The organism is Mycolicibacterium bacteremicum (assembly GCF_002086115.1).
GTDB classification, from domain to species: domain Bacteria; phylum Actinomycetota; class Actinomycetes; order Mycobacteriales; family Mycobacteriaceae; genus Mycobacterium; species Mycobacterium bacteremicum.
Window position 1 is genome coordinate 49,384 of sequence record NZ_MVHJ01000024.1, and the last position, 15,891, is coordinate 65,274.

Sequence of the window (15,891 nt, forward strand, 5' to 3'; positions counted from 1 at the left end):
CGCTACACCGTCAGGTTGAAGTTCGGGTCGGTGCCGTAGAGCGCCAACGAGGCCAACAGGACGACCAGCACGATGGCGATCAGCGAGGTGCGCATGGAGCGGCCGACGGCCTCACCCACACCCACCGCGCCGCCGCTGGCGAAGTAACCGAAGTAGCAGTGGTTCAACATGATGATGATCGACATGATGATCACCTCCAGGAAGGACCACATCACGTCGTCGACCCGCAGGAACGTGTGGAAGTAGTGCTCGTAGGTGCCGACCGACTGGGAGTAGAAGACGGTGGTGACCAGCTGCGCCGACAGGAACGACAGCAGGATCGCCATCGCGTAGAGCGGCACGATGACGATGGCGCCGGCCATCAGCCGGGTCGACACGAGATACGAGATGGACTTGATGCCCATCACCTCGAGCGCGTCGATCTCCTCGCTGATGCGCATGGCGCCGAGTTCGGCGGTGGCGCCGGCGCCGACGGTGGCGGCCATGGCCTGGCCGGTCACCACCGGGGCGACGACGCGGATGTTGGCCAGCGCGGCGAAGAAGCCGGTGAAGGCCTCGACCCCGATGTTGCCCAGCGAGGCGAAACCCTGGATGGCGATCAGTGAGCCGGCCGACAATGTGACGAAGCCGATGATGGCCACGGTGCCGCCGATGACGGCCATCGCGCCGGTGCCCATGCCGATCTCGGCGACCAGGCGCAGCGATTCCCGGCGGTAGTGCGTGAACGCGTGTGGCAGATGGCCGACGGCCTGGACCACGAACCAGGCGACGTGGCCGATGCTGTCGAGGAAGCGACCCGGCGCACCGGCGTATCCGCGGGTGCGGTCGAACGCCCGCGGGAACCGGGTCCGCAGAACTGCAGCAGTACTGATGTCAGCCTCCCGTACCGAAGCGCACGCCGATGGTGGTCAGCACCACGTTCACCGCGAACAGCGCGACGACGCAGAGCACCAGCGTCTCGTTGACCGCGGTGCCCACGCCCTTGGAGCCGCCGGCGACGGTGAGTCCGCGGTAGCAGCCGACCAGTCCGGCGATCAGGCCGAACAGGGTGGCCTTGATGACCGAGATCATGACCTCGGGGAAGCCGGTGAGCAGGGTCAGCGTCGACACGTAGGCGCCGGCGTTGACGTTCTGGATGTAGACACCGAAGAAGTAGCCGCCGACCAGACCGATGGTGATCACCGCACCGTTGAGCAGGAAGGCCACGAAGGTGGCGGCGACCACGCGCGGGGCGACCAGGCGCTCGATCGGATCGATGCCCAGCACCTCCATGGCGTCGATCTCCTCGCGCACGGTGCGTGCGCCCAGGTCGGCGCAGATGGCGGTGGAGCCGGCGCCCGCGACCACGAGCACCGTCACCAGTGGGCCCAGCTGGGTGACCGCGCCCAGCGCCGCGCCGGCACCGGACACGTCGGCCGCGCCGAATTCGGCGAGCAGGATGTTGAGGGTGAAGATGATCAGCACGGTGAGCGGGATGGACACCGCCAGGGTCGGCAGGAATGCCACCCGGATCAGGAACCAGCTCTGAAGGATGAATTCCTTCCACTGGAACGGCCGGGTGAGCAGCGCCTTGCCGGTCAGAACGGACATTTTGAAGAAACCGCCGACCATGGTCAGCGGTTTGTCCAGCTGGTCCTTGACGTAGTCGACCAGTCCGTTGCCCGCCGTCACCGACGGCCCCCCGAGGCGAGTGTTCTGCGCAGCGGAACTAGCTGTCGCACGCCCCCTCCTCCACTGTTCCGGAGACCAGCTCCATAGCGTGTGATCCTGCTCTACCTACCGGTCGGTAGTAACTCGGACCACAGGACTGTACCCGATCCGTGACCAGCGGGGTGAAGCATCCGGGTTATTCATATCGCAACTGTTAGCAAAGCCCATCCAGGGGGCAGCCCGGCCGATCTTGTGGTAAAAAACGTTGGCCGAGCGTCACTTTCGCGAGCGTCAATCTTCGCTCACGACCCAAACATGGTGCGGAGTTCGGTTTTGAGCACTTTGCCCGACGGATTTCGGGGCAGCGCGTCGACGACTTCGAGCGCCTTGGGATGCTTGTACCGAGCCAACCGCTCGGTGAGGAAATCGTCGAGTTCCGCCAACGTCAGCGACGCCTCCGGTTGGGCCGCCAGAGCGACCACGGCGACCGGGACCTCGCCCCACTTCTCGTGCGGCCGGCCGATCACCGCGACCTCGGCAATGGCCGGGTGAGCAGCCAGGACGTTCTCCACCTCGGCGCAGTAGATGTTCTCGCCGCCGGAGATGATCATGTCCTTCTTGCGGTCCACCACCCAGATGTAACCCTCCTCGTCCTGGCGCACGAGGTCTCCGGAGTGGAACCAGCCGCCGGCAAACGATTCGGCGGTGGCCTTCGGGTTGTTCCAATAGCCCGACATCAGCGTCGGCGCCCGGTAGACGATCTCGCCGACCTCGCCGACCGGCACGTCGTTCATATCCTCGTCGACGATGCGCGCCGACACCGTCGGGATGACCTTGCCGACCGAGCCGAGTTTACGAATTGCGTCCTCGCCCAACAACATACAGGTCACCGGCGACATCTCGGTCTGACCGAAGGCGGCCAGGATGTTGGCGCCCGGGAAGGTCTTCGCCATCTCCTCCAGCAACGTGTCCGAGGCCGGCGCGGCACCCCAGGAGAGCACCCGCAGCTTGAGCGTGCGGGGCTGGGCGCGCTGGGCGGCGCAGACGGCCTGCCACTGCGCCGGGACCAGGAAGATGCCGGTCACCTCCTCGGCCTCCAGCACGTCGAGCAGGGCCCCCGGTTCGAAGGCGCCCAGCGGGTAGACAACGGTCGGCCGGCCCAGCAGCAGGCCCGGGATCATGTTGCCGATCCCGGCGATGTGGAACAGCGGGACCCCGATGAAGCCGACGTCGTGGTTGAGGTCGGCACCGTTGGTGAACAGGAAGGTCTGCGCCTGTCCGCTGATGTTGGTGTGGGTGAGCACCGCGCCCTTGGGGCGGCCGGTGGTGCCCGAGGTGTACATGATCAGCGCCGGTGAGTCGTTCGGGATGTCCACCGGCCCGGGCGCCGGGTTCTGCTCGGCGATCAGGTCGTCGTAGCCCAGCAGGCCGTCCTCGGTGACCCCGCCGGCGACGATCACGGTGGTCAGGCTCGGGTCCAGGTCGCGGACCGCGGTGGCCACCGGCGCCAGCACCGCCTCGGTGACGACCACCTGCGCCGCGCAGTCGCTGACCAGGAACGCGATCTCGGGCGGGGTCATGCGGAAGTTCACCGGCACCGCGATGGCGCCCAGCCGGTTGGCGGCCAGGAAGGTCTCGATGAACTCGGTGCGGTTGAGCATCAGGATGAGCACCCGGTCGCCGGCCTCGACGCCGCGGCGCACCAGGGCGCCGGCCAGCGCGTCGACCCGCCGGTCCAGTTCGGCCCAGGTGGTGGTCTGGCCGAGGAAGCGCAGCGCGGTCTTGTCCGGCTGCATCAGCGCGTGCCGGGACAGCTGGTTGGACCAGTTCTGCTGCCGGGCGAGGTAGGGCTGTTCGGTGCGGGACGGGGCGGTCTGAACGGTCAACTCCGAGGCTCTTTCGATCGGCGGATACGACGCTGGCGTGCGCAGTGTGGGGATTCCGCGCAACGTTTATATTTGATCAAATACTGTGTGGATGCGGTCACACTATGCCGACATCCGTCGGATGGACAAGCCCGCGACAGCCCGGAAAGGACTCCTCGTCGGCATGAACGCGCCCGCCAAACTGGGTCCGGCCCGCCGCCGCGAACAGCTCTCCGACGAGGTGGCCGGCTACCTGCGGGTGGCGATCATGTCCGGGACGCTGCGGCCGGGCACGTTCGTGCGTCTCGACGAGACCGCGGCGCAACTCGGGGTGAGCATCACCCCGGTGCGCGAGGCGCTGCGGACCCTGCGCGGCGAGGGCATGGTGCAACTGGAGCCCAACCGCGGGCACGTGGTCTCACCGTTCACCCGTGACGACATTGCCGACATCTTCTGGCTGCAGGGGGCGATCGCCGCCGAGCTGGCCGCCACCGCCGCGCAGCGTGCCACCGATGCCGAGATCGACGAGCTGGCGCGACTGACCGAGGACCTGGACGCGGCGGTGCGCTCCGGTGACGTCGACGCGATCGCGCTGGCCGAGTTCAGGTTCCACCGCGCGTTCAACCGCACCACCAACCGGATGAAGCTGGCCTGGTTCCTGCTCAACGCGGCCCGCTACCTGCCTCCGCACATCTACGCCTCGGACCCGCAGTGGGGTGTGGAGGCGGTGGCCAACCACCGCGAGCTGGTCGCCGCGATGCGCCGGCGCGAGGTCACCGAGGTGGTGCGCCTGACGCGCAGCCAGTTCGACGACGGGGCCCGGCGGTTGACCAGCCTGCTCGACGATCTGGGGCTGTGGACCTGATCAGCCGACCAGTTCCTCGGCGCGCTTCTTGAGGTTGCCCGCCAGGTGTTCCAGCGCGTCGTTGACGACCTTCTTGACCATCATCGACGGCACACCGGGCATGTCGACCTCGACGTCCATGTCGACGGTGAGCAGGCTGGTCGGACCCATGTCGACGACGGCGAACAGCTGCTCCTGCTTGGAGAACAGCTTGCCCTGCTGCATGACGGTCTGGATCTGCCCCTCGGCGGGGTAGTAGACGGCCTGGATGTAGGTCCCCTCGATACCCTGGACCTTGGTGTCCAGCCGCAGCTGGCTGGGCCGGCCGTCGTCGTAGCGGGCCAGCACCCAGGCCCCGCTGACCTCTTCGTTCCACTGCGGGTAGGCCTCGAAGTCCGCGACGATCGCCATGATCGTGGCGGCGGGGGCGGACACCTCGACGGTCTTGCTGACGATCGGCATCGGGCGAGCATAGCGAGTCGCGCCGCCCGCGATCAGAGCTGGACCGACTCCCCGCGGCCGAGTTCGACGATGCGGTCATCCATGCGGCGTCGCTCCATCTCGGCGCGGAAGTCGCTCAGCGGGGAGGCGAACACGCCGTAGTCGTCGAAGTGCACCGGGATCACCTTCGGCAGGCCGACCGCTTCGACCGCGTCGGCGCCCTGGCGGCCGTCCATGGTGACCGTGAGCCCGAACGGCAATCGCGGACCGGCGGGCAGCCGGGTGCCACCGAGGTGCAGGATGCCGGCCTCGATCGCCTGGAACCGGGTGGCGATCTGCGTGAGGTCCTCGATGAACAGGGTGTCCCCGGAGATGTACAACCGGCGCTGGGCGGGTTCGTCGGCGGTGCCGAACTCCAGCATCGACCCCATCACGGGGGGCAGCAGGCGTTGCGTCCAGGTGGGCGCGTGCCGACCGGGCAGTGCGGTGATCCGCAGCGTCGTCGCGCCCTTGACGATGTCGCGGTGATCCCAGGTCGTCAGGCCGCGGGCATCGTCGAACCCGCGGCGCACCAACCGTTTTGCCGCGTGCGGGGTGGTGACCACGTGCAGCGAATGGTCCAGACCGCGCTGGGCGACCCGGTCCCAGTGGTCACCGTGCATGTGCGACAACACGATCGCATCGATCGGCGGTAGTTCGTCGACGCGCAGGGCCGGCGGGTGCAGCCGCCGCGACAGCAGCCCGTATCCCAGGTAGGCATGCTGGCCCTGGTGCAGGAAGTTGGGATCCGTCAGCACGGTGATGCCGCCCGCGGAGATCAGCGTGGTGGCATTGCCGATGAAGGTGACCGTCAGGTCCAGCTCCATCGCGCGCATGACGTCTCCTCCGTGGGGTGTTGCCGGCGGCTACCCCGTTTGAATCGGCGGAAACGGTGTTTCGGTCAGGGTGTCGCGTCGTGGACGACGGTGGCGAGCAGAGTGCGGATGGGGTCCGGGATGGGGACCGGGCGGCGGGTCTGACGGTCGACGTAGACGTGCACCCACGAGCCGACCGCGGCGAGCCGCGCATCCGGCCCCGCCGTCCACAGTCCGGTGCGGTAGGTGACGCTGTTGGTGCCCAATCGCGTCACCGCCAGGCCGACGACCAGATCCGACGGGAAGGCCACCTCCGCGAGGTAGCGGCAGCTCGATTCGGCGACCACGCCCAACCACGGCGCGGCCATCGGATCGACCCCGGCCCGGGCGCTGATCCAGGAGTTGATGGCGGTGTCGAAGAGCTGGTAGTAGACCGCGTTGTTGAGGTGCCCGAACATGTCGTTGTCGGTCCACCGCGTCTGCACCGGCCAGTGCACGCCGAAGTCCGCGCTCGTGTACTCCATGCCGGCCAGCATGTCAGGCTGGTGTCATGTTGATCCGCGGTGCGGTACTGGAAAGAATCGGTGCGTCCCGGCCCTATGCGGCCTCGCAACCGCTGGCGGTGACGGAGCTCGACCTCGCCGAGCCGGGCGACGGTGAGCTGCTGGTACGCATCGAGGCGGCCGGGCTGTGCCACTCCGACCTGTCGGTGGTGGACGGCAACCGGGTGCGGCCGATTCCGATGCTGCTCGGCCACGAGGCGGCCGGCGTGGTCGAAAAGGCTTGCGGCTCTTCTGATCTGGCGGTCGGCCGGCGGGTGGTGATGACCTTCCTGCCGCGCTGCGGGCAGTGTTCGGCCTGCGCGACCGACGGCCTGGCGCCGTGCATTCCCGGCAGCGCGGCCAACGGCGCGGGCACCTTGCTCAGCGGGGCGGTCCGGCTGGCCCGCCCCGACGCCCGGCCGGTGCTGCACCATCTCGGCGTGTCCGGATTCGCCACCCACGCTGTGGTCGACCGCAGGTCGGTGGTGCCGGTGGACGACGACGTCCCGGCGGTGGTGGCGTCGCTGCTGGGCTGCGCCGTACTCACCGGCGGTGGGGCGGTCCTCAACGCCGGCCGGCCGCAACCCGGCCAGACCGTGGCCGTCGTCGGCATGGGGGGTGTCGGGATGGCCGCCATGCTGACCGCGCTTGCCCATGACGATGTGCGGGTCGTCGCGGTCGACCGACTGCCGGACAAGCTGGCGTTGGCGCGTGAGCTGGGTGCGCATGCGGTGGCCACCCCCGATGCGGCCGATTTCCGCGCCGAGGTGGTCATCGAGGCCGTCGGGCATGCCGCCGCGCTGGAGACCGCGATCTGCCTGACCGCGCCGGGCGGGCGGACCATCACCGTCGGACTGCCTGCACCGGATGCGCGGATCTCGTTGTCCCCGTTGAGTTTGGTGGCCGAGGGGCGGACCCTGATCGGCAGCTACCTGGGTTCGGCGGTACCGGCCCGCGACATCCCGCGGTTCGTCGCCCTGTGGCGGGCCGGCCGGCTGCCGGTGGAGAAGCTGGTCTCGGCCACTCTGACGCTGGAGGAGATCAACACCGGGATGGACGCGCTGGCCGACGGCCGTGCGGTGCGCCAGATCATCGAATTCTGATTCAGATCGGCAGGCCGACCCGTTCACCGGCGGAGCGGACCACCGACCACAGTCCCGGCGCTCCCTTGACCAACGGCCAGGTGACCAGTGCGACGGCCACCGACAACACGCTCACCGCCACCGAGGTCGGCACCCGGACGGGATCCATCAGGTCGTTCTCGGCGAACGGCCCGGCGTCGGCGGACACCATGTGCGGGGTGAACTTCCGCAGGGACCGCCCGCGCAGGGTGTCGACCGCCTTCAGGATGGACCCGCGCGCCCGCATCTCGGCGCGCACCGTGTCCAGCGGCAGCCCGAGGTGCTCGGCCAGCAGGTCGTCGCGGACGAACTCGATGTGGGTCCGGATGTCGTCGCGACCGTCGGAGTATTCGATGGCCACATCGCATTCGCTGTCGAAGCCCAGCGAGCGGTTGTTCAGGTTGGACGAGCCGATGCGCAGGAAGCGGTCGTCGACGACGACGATCTTGGAGTGGATGTAGAGCGACTGTCCGCCGGGCACCGCGGGCCAGTAGACGCCCAGCCGGTCGTGCTCGTCGGCCTCCCACAGCAGGCGCAGCATCCGCTCGCGGGCGCTGTCCATCGATTCCCGTTCCAGCTGGCTCTCCGAGGTGCGCGGCAGCACGATGATCACCTCGGGACCATCGGGGTCGCGTAACCGCTCGGCCAGCGCCTCGCAGATGCTGCGCGCGGCCAGGTACTGGTTCTCCAGGTAGATCATCTTCCGGGCGGCACCGATGGCCGCCAGGTTCAACGCCTCGACCTCGCGCACCTCGTCGCGCTCGGGCAACGAGGGCAGCGTCCGGGCGATGCCGATCTGCACGTGGCGCAGCGCGGGTTCGCAGGGCTGCGGCCAGACGCTCGCGCCGGGACCGACCGGCGGCAGGGCCTGGCCGGTCGCCATCTCCCAACGGTCCCTGGCCAGTTCGGCCAGCGACCGGGCCGCCTCCCCGTCGACGACGGTGGCCACCTCGTGCCGTGGACCGTAGGCCTCACCGGCCGCCCGCCGACCCGGCTCGACCGCATCGTGTGCGCGGGTGTCCCAGCGTCCGAGCGTCAGGTCGATCCCCCCGCAGAACGCGACAGCGTCGTCGATGACCACCACCTTCTGGTGGTGCACCGCGCCGGTGGGGTGCGCGCCGTCGACGGCCAGGTGCATCCGCGCCGAGGTGATCCGGTTGAGCCACTGCACCGGGACGATGCTGTACCAGTACCGCTCGAAGACCGGCAGCAACCGCAGGTTGGATTTGAGCACGTAGACCTTCAGGTGCGGGCGGCGCCACAGCAGCCAGAACAGGAACGGGCCCAGTTGGTTCGGCCCGGGCAGTGTGCCGCCGCCCGGCTCGAACGTGGTGCGGGCGTCGAAGTCCCAGCCGATGAGCAGGATCCGGTTCTCGGCGCCCAGCATCGCCGATTTCACGCACTTCAGATAGTCGGCACCGTCGACGATGGGCGCGAAGCGGTCCGCCTCGACCGTTCGCCAGCACGTCTGCCCTGGCGACAGCAGCTTGTTTTCGGCGATCTTTTTTTCAGCCATCGTCATCTCCTTGCCTGCGCTCACCTGGTGAGTCGGCTCGCCGGCGGCGCTACACACGCAAAAGAGACACGAAACACATGGGGGGATTACCCAATGTTGTGCAGGTCGATGCCACCCTGCGCGACCATTTCGGCGTATCGCCGGCTGTCGGCGGCCAGTTGGGCGACGACCTGGTCACCGGGGATCTCCATCGGCAGCAGGCTGTTCTGTTCGTTGAACCGTTGGTAGGCCGGGGTGTCGAAGGTGGCCCGCAGCCCGGCGATCAGCGGCCCGGTCACCTCGGCCGGCGTCCCCTTGGGCACGGTCATGAACCGGTACTGGGTGACGACGATGTCGTGGCCCTGTTCCTTGGCGGTCGGGACCTCGGGCAGGAACCCGATCCGCTCCGGACTGAACACCGCCAGTGGCATCAACTTGCCGGACTGGATGTTCTCGATGGCCTCGCCGACGTGGATGACCGCCACGTCGACCTCATTGGCCAGGACCGCCGCCAGATTCGGTGCGCCACTGGCGAACGGCACTGGTTCCGACACCACACCGGCGGCCTTCATCAGCAGCGCCCCCGACAGCTGCGCGCCGGTTCCGACACCGGTGGTGCCATACCGGATGGGGCGGTTCGCCGTGGCGAGGTCTGCGACGGCGCGCAGCCCGGACACGGGGTTGGTGACCAGCACGTAGTTCTCGCTCGAGATGCCGTGTACGACGTCGAAGTCATCGATCCGGCTGACCTGGTCGGGTGCCACGGCCAACGGGGTGATCGCGTAGAGCGAGGCGTTCTGGATGCCGATGACAGAACCGTCGGCGGGTGCGTCGGCGAGTTCGGCCGCGGCGACGGCACCGTTGCCGCCCTCCCGGTTGGTGATCCGGAACGGCGCGTCCAGATCGGTCGACAGGCCCTTGGCGATGGCCCGGCTGATGACGTCACTGGATCCGCCGGGCGCGTAGCCGACCAGCATCTCGACGTTGCCCGACGGCCAGCCGCCGCTCGCCTGACTGGTGGCATCGGCCGGGGCGCCGCCGCAGGCGGTCAGGGTGAACGCGGCGGTGGCCGCCAGCGCGATCAGGGAACGGGTGGCTGCCTTCGCCATGAGGGTCTTCTTTCGTGCGCACCGCGATCTTTTTGACGGTTACGTCAGAAACTTTACGTCAGCGGTTGCTGTCGCACGCCGCTTACGCGCGAAATCAGAACCAGTCCTCCTGCATGTCCAGAGTGGTGCGGTCCAGGCTCGCCAGCAGATCCATTTGCGGATACGTCCTGGGCAGCTCGTACCGGAAGAAGTAGCGGGCCGCCTGCCGCTTGCCCTCGTAGAAGTCCCCGTCCCGGCCGGCTGCGGCCAGGTACTGCTCCAGCCAGATCCACGCGATGACGATGTGGCCGAACGCCTCCAGATAGATGGCGCTGTTTGCCATCGTCGCCGCCATGTCACCGCCGGCGAACATGGCGGCGGTCACCTCGACCATCCGTTGCCAGGCGGCATCGAGTTGTGCGGCCAGCGGGTCGGCACCGCCCGCGCGCACCGTCTCGGCAATCCGTTCGGACAGTGCGGTCAGGCTGGCCCCGCCGTTCTGGGTGACCTTGCGGCCCAGCAGGTCCAGGCTCTGGATCCCGTGGGTGCCCTCGTGGATGGGATTGAGCCGGTTGTCCCGGTAGTGCTGTTCGACGTCGTACTCGCGGGTGTAGCCGTAGCCGCCGAGCACCTGGATCGCCAGACTGTTGGCCTCCAGACACCACTGCGAGGGCCAGCTCTTGGCGATCGGGGTCAGGATGTCCAGCAGCGCATGGTCGCCCACGTCGGTCAGCCGCGCGCAGTACAGGGCCAATCCCAGCGCACCCTCGACATACGCCTTCTGCGCCAACAGCATTCGTTTGACGTCGGCATGGGCGATGATCGGCACCTGCGGTGTGGACGGATCCTTCACCAGGCGGCCCTGCGGGCGTTCGCGGGCATAGTCCAGGGATTTCAGATAGCCGGTGTAGCCCAGCGCCACCGCACCCATCCCGACCCCGAGGCGCGCCTCGTTCATCATGCGGAACATGTAGGTCAGGCCGCGGTGTGGTTCACCCACCAGGTAGCCGACGGCACCGTCGAAGTTGAGCACGGTGTTGGTGATGCCGCGCTGGCCCATCTTGTGGTTGAGTCCGGAGATCGCGACCGCATTGCGGGCGCCGTCGGGGGTGAACTTGGGCACGATGAACAACGAGATGCCCTTCGTTCCCGCCGGGCCGCCCGGGATCTTGGCCAGCACCAGGTTGACGATGTTCTCGGTCATCTCGTGCTCGGCGCCGGAGATCCACATCTTGGTGCCGTACACCCGGTAGCTGCCGTCGGCCTGCGGTTCGGCGCGGGTGGTGATATCGGCCAGTGAGGACCCGGCCTGGGTCTCCGAGAGCGCCATGGTGCCGGTGAAACGGCCCGCCAGCATGGGTTTGACGAAGGCCTCGATCTGCTCGGGGCTGCCGAACTCGGCAATCAGGTTGGCGTTGGCGATGGTCAGCATCAGGTACCCGGAGGTGCTGGTGTTGGCCGCCGAGATCCAGGCGAAGCCCGCCTGGGCGACCGTCACCGGCAGTTGTGCCCCGCCGAGCTCGGCATCGAAGCTCATCCCGACGAGGTCGGCCTTGGCGAACGCCTCGATGGCCGCCTTCACCTCCGGGATGACGGTGACCGCGGTGCCGTCGAACGTCGGCTCCTGGGCGTCGCTGAGCTTGTTGTGCGGGGCGAAATAGCGCTCGGCCAGCTGTTCGCACAGGTCCAGCACGCCGTCGAACGTCTCCCGGGAGTGCTCGGCGAACCGCTCCATGGCGGTCAGTTCCTCGACCCGCAGCCATTCGTAGAGCAGGAAATCCAGGTCGCGCCGGGACAGGATGGTGGACTTCATGAACGCCAGGCTAGCCCGAGCTAGGCGGCCGCCACCTCCCCCGACCGGAGTTCGCGCAGCGCGGTGCGCAACCCACGTCGCCGGCCGGTGGCCGGGTCGACGCCGAAGGACTCGCGCACCCCGTCCCGGATCCGGAATTTCAGCTCGGAGTTGGTCTCCGGTGCGTCATCGGCGGTGGCCTTGAGGAACCGGTTCGGCAGGGCCAGCTTGGCGATCGTCCACCACGACTGGCTGTATTGGCGGGCCAGCGAGCCGGTGGTGTAGGGCAGGTCGTACTTCTCGCAGAGCGCCTGCACCTTCACCGCGATCTCGGCGTACCGGTTGCTCGGCAGATCCGGGAAGAGATGGTGCTCGATCTGGTAGCAGAGGTTGCCGCTCATGAAGGCCATCACCCGACCGCCTCGAAAGTTGGCCGATCCCAACATCTGTCGCAGATACCATTCGCCGCGGGTCTCCCGCTCGAACTCCTCGACGGTGAACTTCTCCGCCCCGTCCGGGAAGTGCCCACAGAAGATCACCACATAGGCCCAGTAGTTGCGGATCAGGTTGGCCACCGCGTTGGCACCCAGCGTGTGCTTCCAGTTGGGGCCGGACAGCGCGGGGAAGACGATGTAGTCCTTGCCGACCTGCTTGGCCACCTTCTTGCCGATGATGCGCAGATCCTTGCGGATCTCATCCATCGACTTCTCCCCCTTGCGCCACTTGGTGGTCTCCACACCGTGCAGCGCGACCCCCCACTCGAACAGCGTCCCGAGCAGGAAGTTGTACAGCGAGTTGCCGATCATCCAGCCTTCCCATCGCTGGTCGCGGGTCAGCCGCATGATGCCGTAGCCGATGTCGTCATCGAGTCCGACGACGTTGGTGTACTTGTGGTGGATGTAGTTGTGCGACTTCTTCCAGTGCACGGCCGGCGAGGTGGTGTCCCACTCCCACTCCGTGGAGTGGATCTCCGGATCGTTCATCCAGTCCCACTGCCCGTGGATGATGTTGTGCCCGAGTTCCATGTTCTCGATGATCTTGGCCGCCCCGAGCATCGTGGTGCCGGCGGCCCAGCAGAACTTGTTGCGGCTGTTGAACAGGGCGATGCGTCCGCCGACGGCCAGCGCGCGCTGCAGTTGGATGGCGCGGCGGATGTAGCGGGCATCGCGTTCGCCGCGGGATTCCTCGACCTCGGCGCGGATGGCGTCGAGTTCGCGTTCGAGTTCCTCGACATCCGCGGGGGTGAGGTGGGCGTATGCCTTGATATCGGTGATGGCCATGCGGTTCCTCCTAGACGTTGATGGTGCAGTCGCCGGACGCGGCCGAGACGCAGGTCTGAATACGGTCACCCTCGCCGTGCTCGGTGCCGGAGCGGAAATCCCGGACATGACCGGATTCCAGTGGCAGAACACAGGTTTGGCAGATACCCATGCGGCAGCCGAAGGGCATCTGGATGCCGACGCTCTCACCGGCCTCCAGCAGGGAGGTGGCGCCGTCGACCTCGACGGTCTTATCCGAGATGGCGAAGGTGACGGTGCCGCCCTCGCCGCCCTTGTCGGTGCGGGCGATCACGAAACGCTCCATGTGCAGTTGGTTCTCGGGCACCCCGGCGGCCGAGAACACCTGCTCGATCGTGTCCAGCATGGCGGGTGGGCCGCACGCCCAGGTGGGGCGCTCCTTCCAGTCGGGCACGATCTCGTCGAGCTCGTCGAAATCGAGGTGCCCCATCTGGTCGGTCATCTGCAGGTGCAACCGGTAATCGGCCCGGCTGTCCTGCATCTCGATCAGTTCGTCGTGGAAGATGACGTCCTGCGGGGACGGTGCGGAATGGATGTGCACGATATTGCTGGTCTGTCCGCGTTGGGCGATGGAACGCAACATCGCCATCACCGGGGTGATGCCACTACCCGCGGTGACCAGCAGCATCTTGACCGGCGGCGGATCGGGCAGGGCGAAGTCCCCCTTGGGGGCCGCCAAGCGAACAATCGTTCCCGGTTCGACGCCGTTGACCAGGTGGGTGGACAGGAAGCCCTCGGGGGTTGCCTTGACGGTGATGGAGATGAGTTTGCCGTCGCGCTCGGGGACCGAGGTCAGCGAGTATGAGCGCCAGTGCCACCGGCCATCGATGCGCAGGCCGATCCCGACATACTGGCCGGGCTGGTAGTCCGCCGCGAACCCCCACCCGGGTTTGATCACGACGGTGGCGGAATCCTCTGTCTCCCTGCGGACTTCAACGATCTCGCCGCGCAGTTCGCGCGCCGTCCACAGCGGGTTGACCAGCTTGAGGTAGTCGTCGGGCAGCAGCGGGGTGGTGGCCCGTGCGGCGAGCCCGCGGATGATGTTGATCTTCGAGTCGCCGGCCGGCGACGCCGTCGCGATATCACGTGCGGGTTTCTGGGTCCATCTCGTCAGCCCGCGGAGATCAAGTGAACACATGTACACCCAGTTACCCAGGTGCGACGCAGTTCACACATTTTCTTGCGCGTGTCAGCGGATGGTGCTGATGCCGCCGTCCACCGGGATCACCGTGCCGGTGACATAGCTGCTGGCGCGGCTGGCCAGGAACACCGCAATACCGGCCATGTCGTCGGGCTGCCCGACCCGGCCCAGCGGTAACGCCGCACCGACGGCCTCCTCGCCGGCGGTCATCAGCACCTTGGTCATCTTCGACGGGAACAGACCCGGCGCGATCGCGTTGACCAGGATCCGCGGTGCCAGCTCGCCGGCCAGATGCTGGGTCAACGTGTGTACCGCGGCCTTGCTGGCGGCGTAGGAGAAGTTGTTGCGGCCGCGTTCGGGGACGTGGAAACCGTCGACACTGCCGGTGTTGACCACCCGGGCCGGGTCGTCGTCGGTCGCGGCGGCGGCCAGCAGCGGCACCAGGGCGCGGGTCAGCAGGAAGACGCCCTTGACGTTGACGTCGAAGACCCGGTCGAACGCCGACTCGGGGAAGGTGTCGAACGGTTCGCCCCAGTTGGCGCCCGCGTTGTTGAACAGCGCGTGGACGGCGTCCTCCTTGGCCGAGACGGCGTCGACGAGCGCCTGTACGCCCTCGGCGGTGCCCAGGTCCGCCGAGATGCCCTCGACCGCGCCCAGCGGCGACAGCTCGGCGACGGCCGCCTCGAGTTCGGGCTGCTTGCGCGCGGCCAGATAGACCTTCGCGGCGCCGGCCTGCAGCAGACCGCGGGCGATCATCACGCCAATCCCCCGGCCACCGCCGGTGACGACGGCGACCTTGCCGTCGAGACGGAACAGGTCGGTCATTTCTGCGCTCCACCCAGCGGCTCGGTATTTCGGATGGCCTCGTCGCGGATCAGGCCGCGCAGCAGCGCGGTGCTGAACTCCGAGGCGATCTCCTGGGCGGTCCGGCGGCCGTGCGGGCGCAGCCAGCGGTAGGCGCCCAGCGTCATCCCGATGTAGCCCAGCGCCAGCACGTGGGAGTCGCAGTCGTAGAACTCGCCGCTGGCGATGCCGCGGTCGATGACGTCACGGACGTGTTCGTAGACGGTGGCCTCGGCCTTGCGGATGTAGCTGACCTGCTCCTCGGTGAACCACTCCGAGATGTAGGGGCCCTCCTGGAAATAGACCGCGGCGGCCTCCAGGTCGTTGGCTATACCGGTGAGCAGGCGCCGGGTGAAATGGTAGATCGTCTCGCGGGCCGAGGCGGTCGGGTCGTCGTGCAGCGCGTCGACGGTGAAGTCCGCGGTGCGCTTGTAGATGTCCCAGAGGATCAGCGACTTGCTGGCGTAATAGTGGTAGACGGTCGCCTTGTTGAGGCCGACGGCGTCGGCCACGTCATCCATCCTGGTGCCGTGATACCCGCGGGCGGCGAACAGCTTGGCGGCGACCGCCAGCAACTCGTCGCGACGCGAGGACCCGTTGGACACCCCGGTGGATGCGGATTCGGTGGACATGACTACTCACTATCTGCAGACCGGACGAGCCCGGTACCAATCAACTGGTTGGCCAGTCTAGGCAATGGGGTGGTTTAGCTGTCCCGGGATCGGCTACTGGGATTAGACTTCAGCCAAACTGGGCTTGCTGCGGAGGCGACTATGGATCCTAATCCCGATTACGACATCAGCGACGAGGGTGAATTCTTCTTCAGCTGGCTGGCCTGGGGGCTGCGCGGGGTCTACCCGCCGCCGGCATACCCGCCGGTGTAGTCCACCCGTCTACGAGAAAGGCACCCGCCGCGC

At 67.6% G+C, this 15,891-nt stretch carries 15 protein-coding genes and 1 pseudogene; 3 read left to right on the top strand and 13 right to left on the bottom strand.

Translation table 11 applies throughout. From position 1 onward, the window contains the following. Positions 1 to 2 precede the first annotated feature (2 nt). The 3 genes and pseudogenes from BST17_RS21925 to fadD5 all read right to left on the bottom strand — a co-directional run. Complete coding sequence (locus BST17_RS21925) at positions 3 to 872, bottom strand: ABC transporter permease (protein ID WP_083061009.1); 870 nt, start codon at positions 870 to 872, stop codon at positions 3 to 5. A gap of 1 nt (position 873) precedes the next feature. Beyond that, positions 874 to 1,671, bottom strand: a complete 798-nt coding sequence (locus BST17_RS21930) for an MlaE family ABC transporter permease (RefSeq protein WP_083061010.1) — start codon at positions 1,669 to 1,671, stop codon at positions 874 to 876. Positions 1,672 to 1,955: 284 nt separating this feature from the next. After that, positions 1,956 to 3,536 (bottom strand): annotated as a pseudogene (gene fadD5, locus BST17_RS21935) (fatty-acid--CoA ligase FadD5); the annotation flags it as partial. Positions 3,537 to 3,699: 163 nt separating this feature from the next. Between fadD5 and BST17_RS21940 the strand changes: the two are divergent. Then, a complete protein-coding gene (locus BST17_RS21940; RefSeq protein ID WP_083061012.1) occupies positions 3,700 to 4,380 on the top strand; it encodes a GntR family transcriptional regulator in 681 nt (226 codons plus the stop codon). On the opposite strand, the gene BST17_RS21945 is transcribed toward BST17_RS21940, so the two are convergent. From BST17_RS21945 to BST17_RS21955, 3 genes are all read right to left on the bottom strand, one after another. Continuing rightward, on the bottom strand, positions 4,381 to 4,821 hold the full coding sequence (locus BST17_RS21945; protein WP_083061013.1) for an SRPBCC family protein: 441 nt from the start codon (positions 4,819 to 4,821) through the stop codon (positions 4,381 to 4,383). A gap of 32 nt (positions 4,822 to 4,853) precedes the next feature. After that, the gene (locus BST17_RS21950) at positions 4,854 to 5,660 is read right to left on the bottom strand and encodes an MBL fold metallo-hydrolase (RefSeq protein ID WP_083061040.1); all 807 of its coding nucleotides are present in this window, start codon (positions 5,658 to 5,660) and stop codon (positions 4,854 to 4,856) included. Positions 5,661 to 5,740: 80 nt separating this feature from the next. Then, on the bottom strand, positions 5,741 to 6,178 hold the full coding sequence (locus BST17_RS21955; RefSeq protein WP_083061041.1) for an acyl-CoA thioesterase: 438 nt from the start codon (positions 6,176 to 6,178) through the stop codon (positions 5,741 to 5,743). A gap of 26 nt (positions 6,179 to 6,204) precedes the next feature. Here BST17_RS21955 and BST17_RS21960 point away from each other — a divergent pair, with 26 nt between their 5' ends. Further along, entirely contained in the window at positions 6,205 to 7,299 is a 1,095-nt protein-coding gene (locus BST17_RS21960) for an alcohol dehydrogenase catalytic domain-containing protein (RefSeq protein ID WP_083061014.1), read from the top strand. Between the two features lies 1 nt (position 7,300). Here the strand turns inward: BST17_RS21960 and BST17_RS21965 are convergent, their stop codons facing one another. From BST17_RS21965 to BST17_RS21995, 7 genes are all read right to left on the bottom strand, one after another. Beyond that, positions 7,301 to 8,833, bottom strand: a complete 1,533-nt coding sequence (locus tag BST17_RS21965) for a phospholipase D-like domain-containing protein (RefSeq protein WP_083061042.1) — start codon at positions 8,831 to 8,833, stop codon at positions 7,301 to 7,303. An 86-nt stretch (positions 8,834 to 8,919) separates the two neighbouring features. Then, positions 8,920 to 9,921: a Bug family tripartite tricarboxylate transporter substrate binding protein gene (locus BST17_RS21970; RefSeq protein ID WP_083061015.1), complete on the bottom strand. Its 1,002-nt coding sequence runs from the start codon at positions 9,919 to 9,921 to the stop codon at positions 8,920 to 8,922. Between the two features lie 94 nt (positions 9,922 to 10,015). Continuing rightward, positions 10,016 to 11,713 carry an acyl-CoA dehydrogenase gene (locus BST17_RS21975; RefSeq protein WP_083061016.1) on the bottom strand — a complete coding sequence of 566 codons (1,698 nt, stop codon included), beginning with the start codon at positions 11,711 to 11,713 and terminating at the stop codon, positions 10,016 to 10,018. A gap of 20 nt (positions 11,714 to 11,733) precedes the next feature. Continuing rightward, positions 11,734 to 12,972 (bottom strand): fatty acid desaturase family protein, encoded by a 1,239-nt coding sequence (locus BST17_RS21980; RefSeq protein WP_083061017.1) that lies wholly within the window; start codon positions 12,970 to 12,972, stop codon positions 11,734 to 11,736. A 10-nt stretch (positions 12,973 to 12,982) separates the two neighbouring features. Continuing rightward, a complete protein-coding gene (locus BST17_RS21985; protein ID WP_083061018.1) occupies positions 12,983 to 14,128 on the bottom strand; it encodes a ferredoxin reductase in 1,146 nt (381 codons plus the stop codon). Positions 14,129 to 14,179: 51 nt separating this feature from the next. Next, the gene (locus tag BST17_RS21990; protein ID WP_083061019.1) at positions 14,180 to 14,956 is read right to left on the bottom strand and encodes an SDR family oxidoreductase; all 777 of its coding nucleotides are present in this window, start codon (positions 14,954 to 14,956) and stop codon (positions 14,180 to 14,182) included. Then, positions 14,953 to 15,606 (bottom strand): TetR/AcrR family transcriptional regulator, encoded by a 654-nt coding sequence (locus BST17_RS21995; RefSeq protein ID WP_083061020.1) that lies wholly within the window; start codon positions 15,604 to 15,606, stop codon positions 14,953 to 14,955. The genes BST17_RS21990 and BST17_RS21995 overlap by 4 nt, the downstream gene beginning before the upstream one ends. Positions 15,607 to 15,747: 141 nt before the next feature. On the opposite strand from BST17_RS21995, the gene BST17_RS28845 reads away from it, so the two are divergent. Beyond that, complete coding sequence (locus BST17_RS28845; RefSeq protein ID WP_019514171.1) at positions 15,748 to 15,858, top strand: hypothetical protein; 111 nt, start codon at positions 15,748 to 15,750, stop codon at positions 15,856 to 15,858. Positions 15,859 to 15,891 lie beyond the last annotated feature (33 nt).

Coding starts and splice junctions, on each gene's coding strand:
- BST17_RS21980 (WP_083061017.1), bottom strand. CDS start 12,972: ATGGCCATCACCGATATCAAGGCATACGCCCACCTCACCCCCGCGGAT.
- BST17_RS21940 (WP_083061012.1), top strand. CDS start 3,700: ATGAACGCGCCCGCCAAACTGGGTCCGGCCCGCCGCCGCGAACAGCTC.
- BST17_RS28845 (WP_019514171.1), top strand. CDS start 15,748: ATGGATCCTAATCCCGATTACGACATCAGCGACGAGGGTGAATTCTTC.
- BST17_RS21975 (WP_083061016.1), bottom strand. CDS start 11,713: ATGAAGTCCACCATCCTGTCCCGGCGCGACCTGGATTTCCTGCTCTAC.
- BST17_RS21960 (WP_083061014.1), top strand. CDS start 6,205: ATGTTGATCCGCGGTGCGGTACTGGAAAGAATCGGTGCGTCCCGGCCC.
- BST17_RS21945 (WP_083061013.1), bottom strand. CDS start 4,821: ATGCCGATCGTCAGCAAGACCGTCGAGGTGTCCGCCCCCGCCGCCACG.
- BST17_RS21965 (WP_083061042.1), bottom strand. CDS start 8,833: ATGGCTGAAAAAAAGATCGCCGAAAACAAGCTGCTGTCGCCAGGGCAG.
- BST17_RS21985 (WP_083061018.1), bottom strand. CDS start 14,128: ATGTGTTCACTTGATCTCCGCGGGCTGACGAGATGGACCCAGAAACCC.
- BST17_RS21970 (WP_083061015.1), bottom strand. CDS start 9,921: ATGGCGAAGGCAGCCACCCGTTCCCTGATCGCGCTGGCGGCCACCGCC.
- BST17_RS21995 (WP_083061020.1), bottom strand. CDS start 15,606: ATGTCCACCGAATCCGCATCCACCGGGGTGTCCAACGGGTCCTCGCGT.
- BST17_RS21955 (WP_083061041.1), bottom strand. CDS start 6,178: ATGGAGTACACGAGCGCGGACTTCGGCGTGCACTGGCCGGTGCAGACG.
- BST17_RS21990 (WP_083061019.1), bottom strand. CDS start 14,956: ATGACCGACCTGTTCCGTCTCGACGGCAAGGTCGCCGTCGTCACCGGC.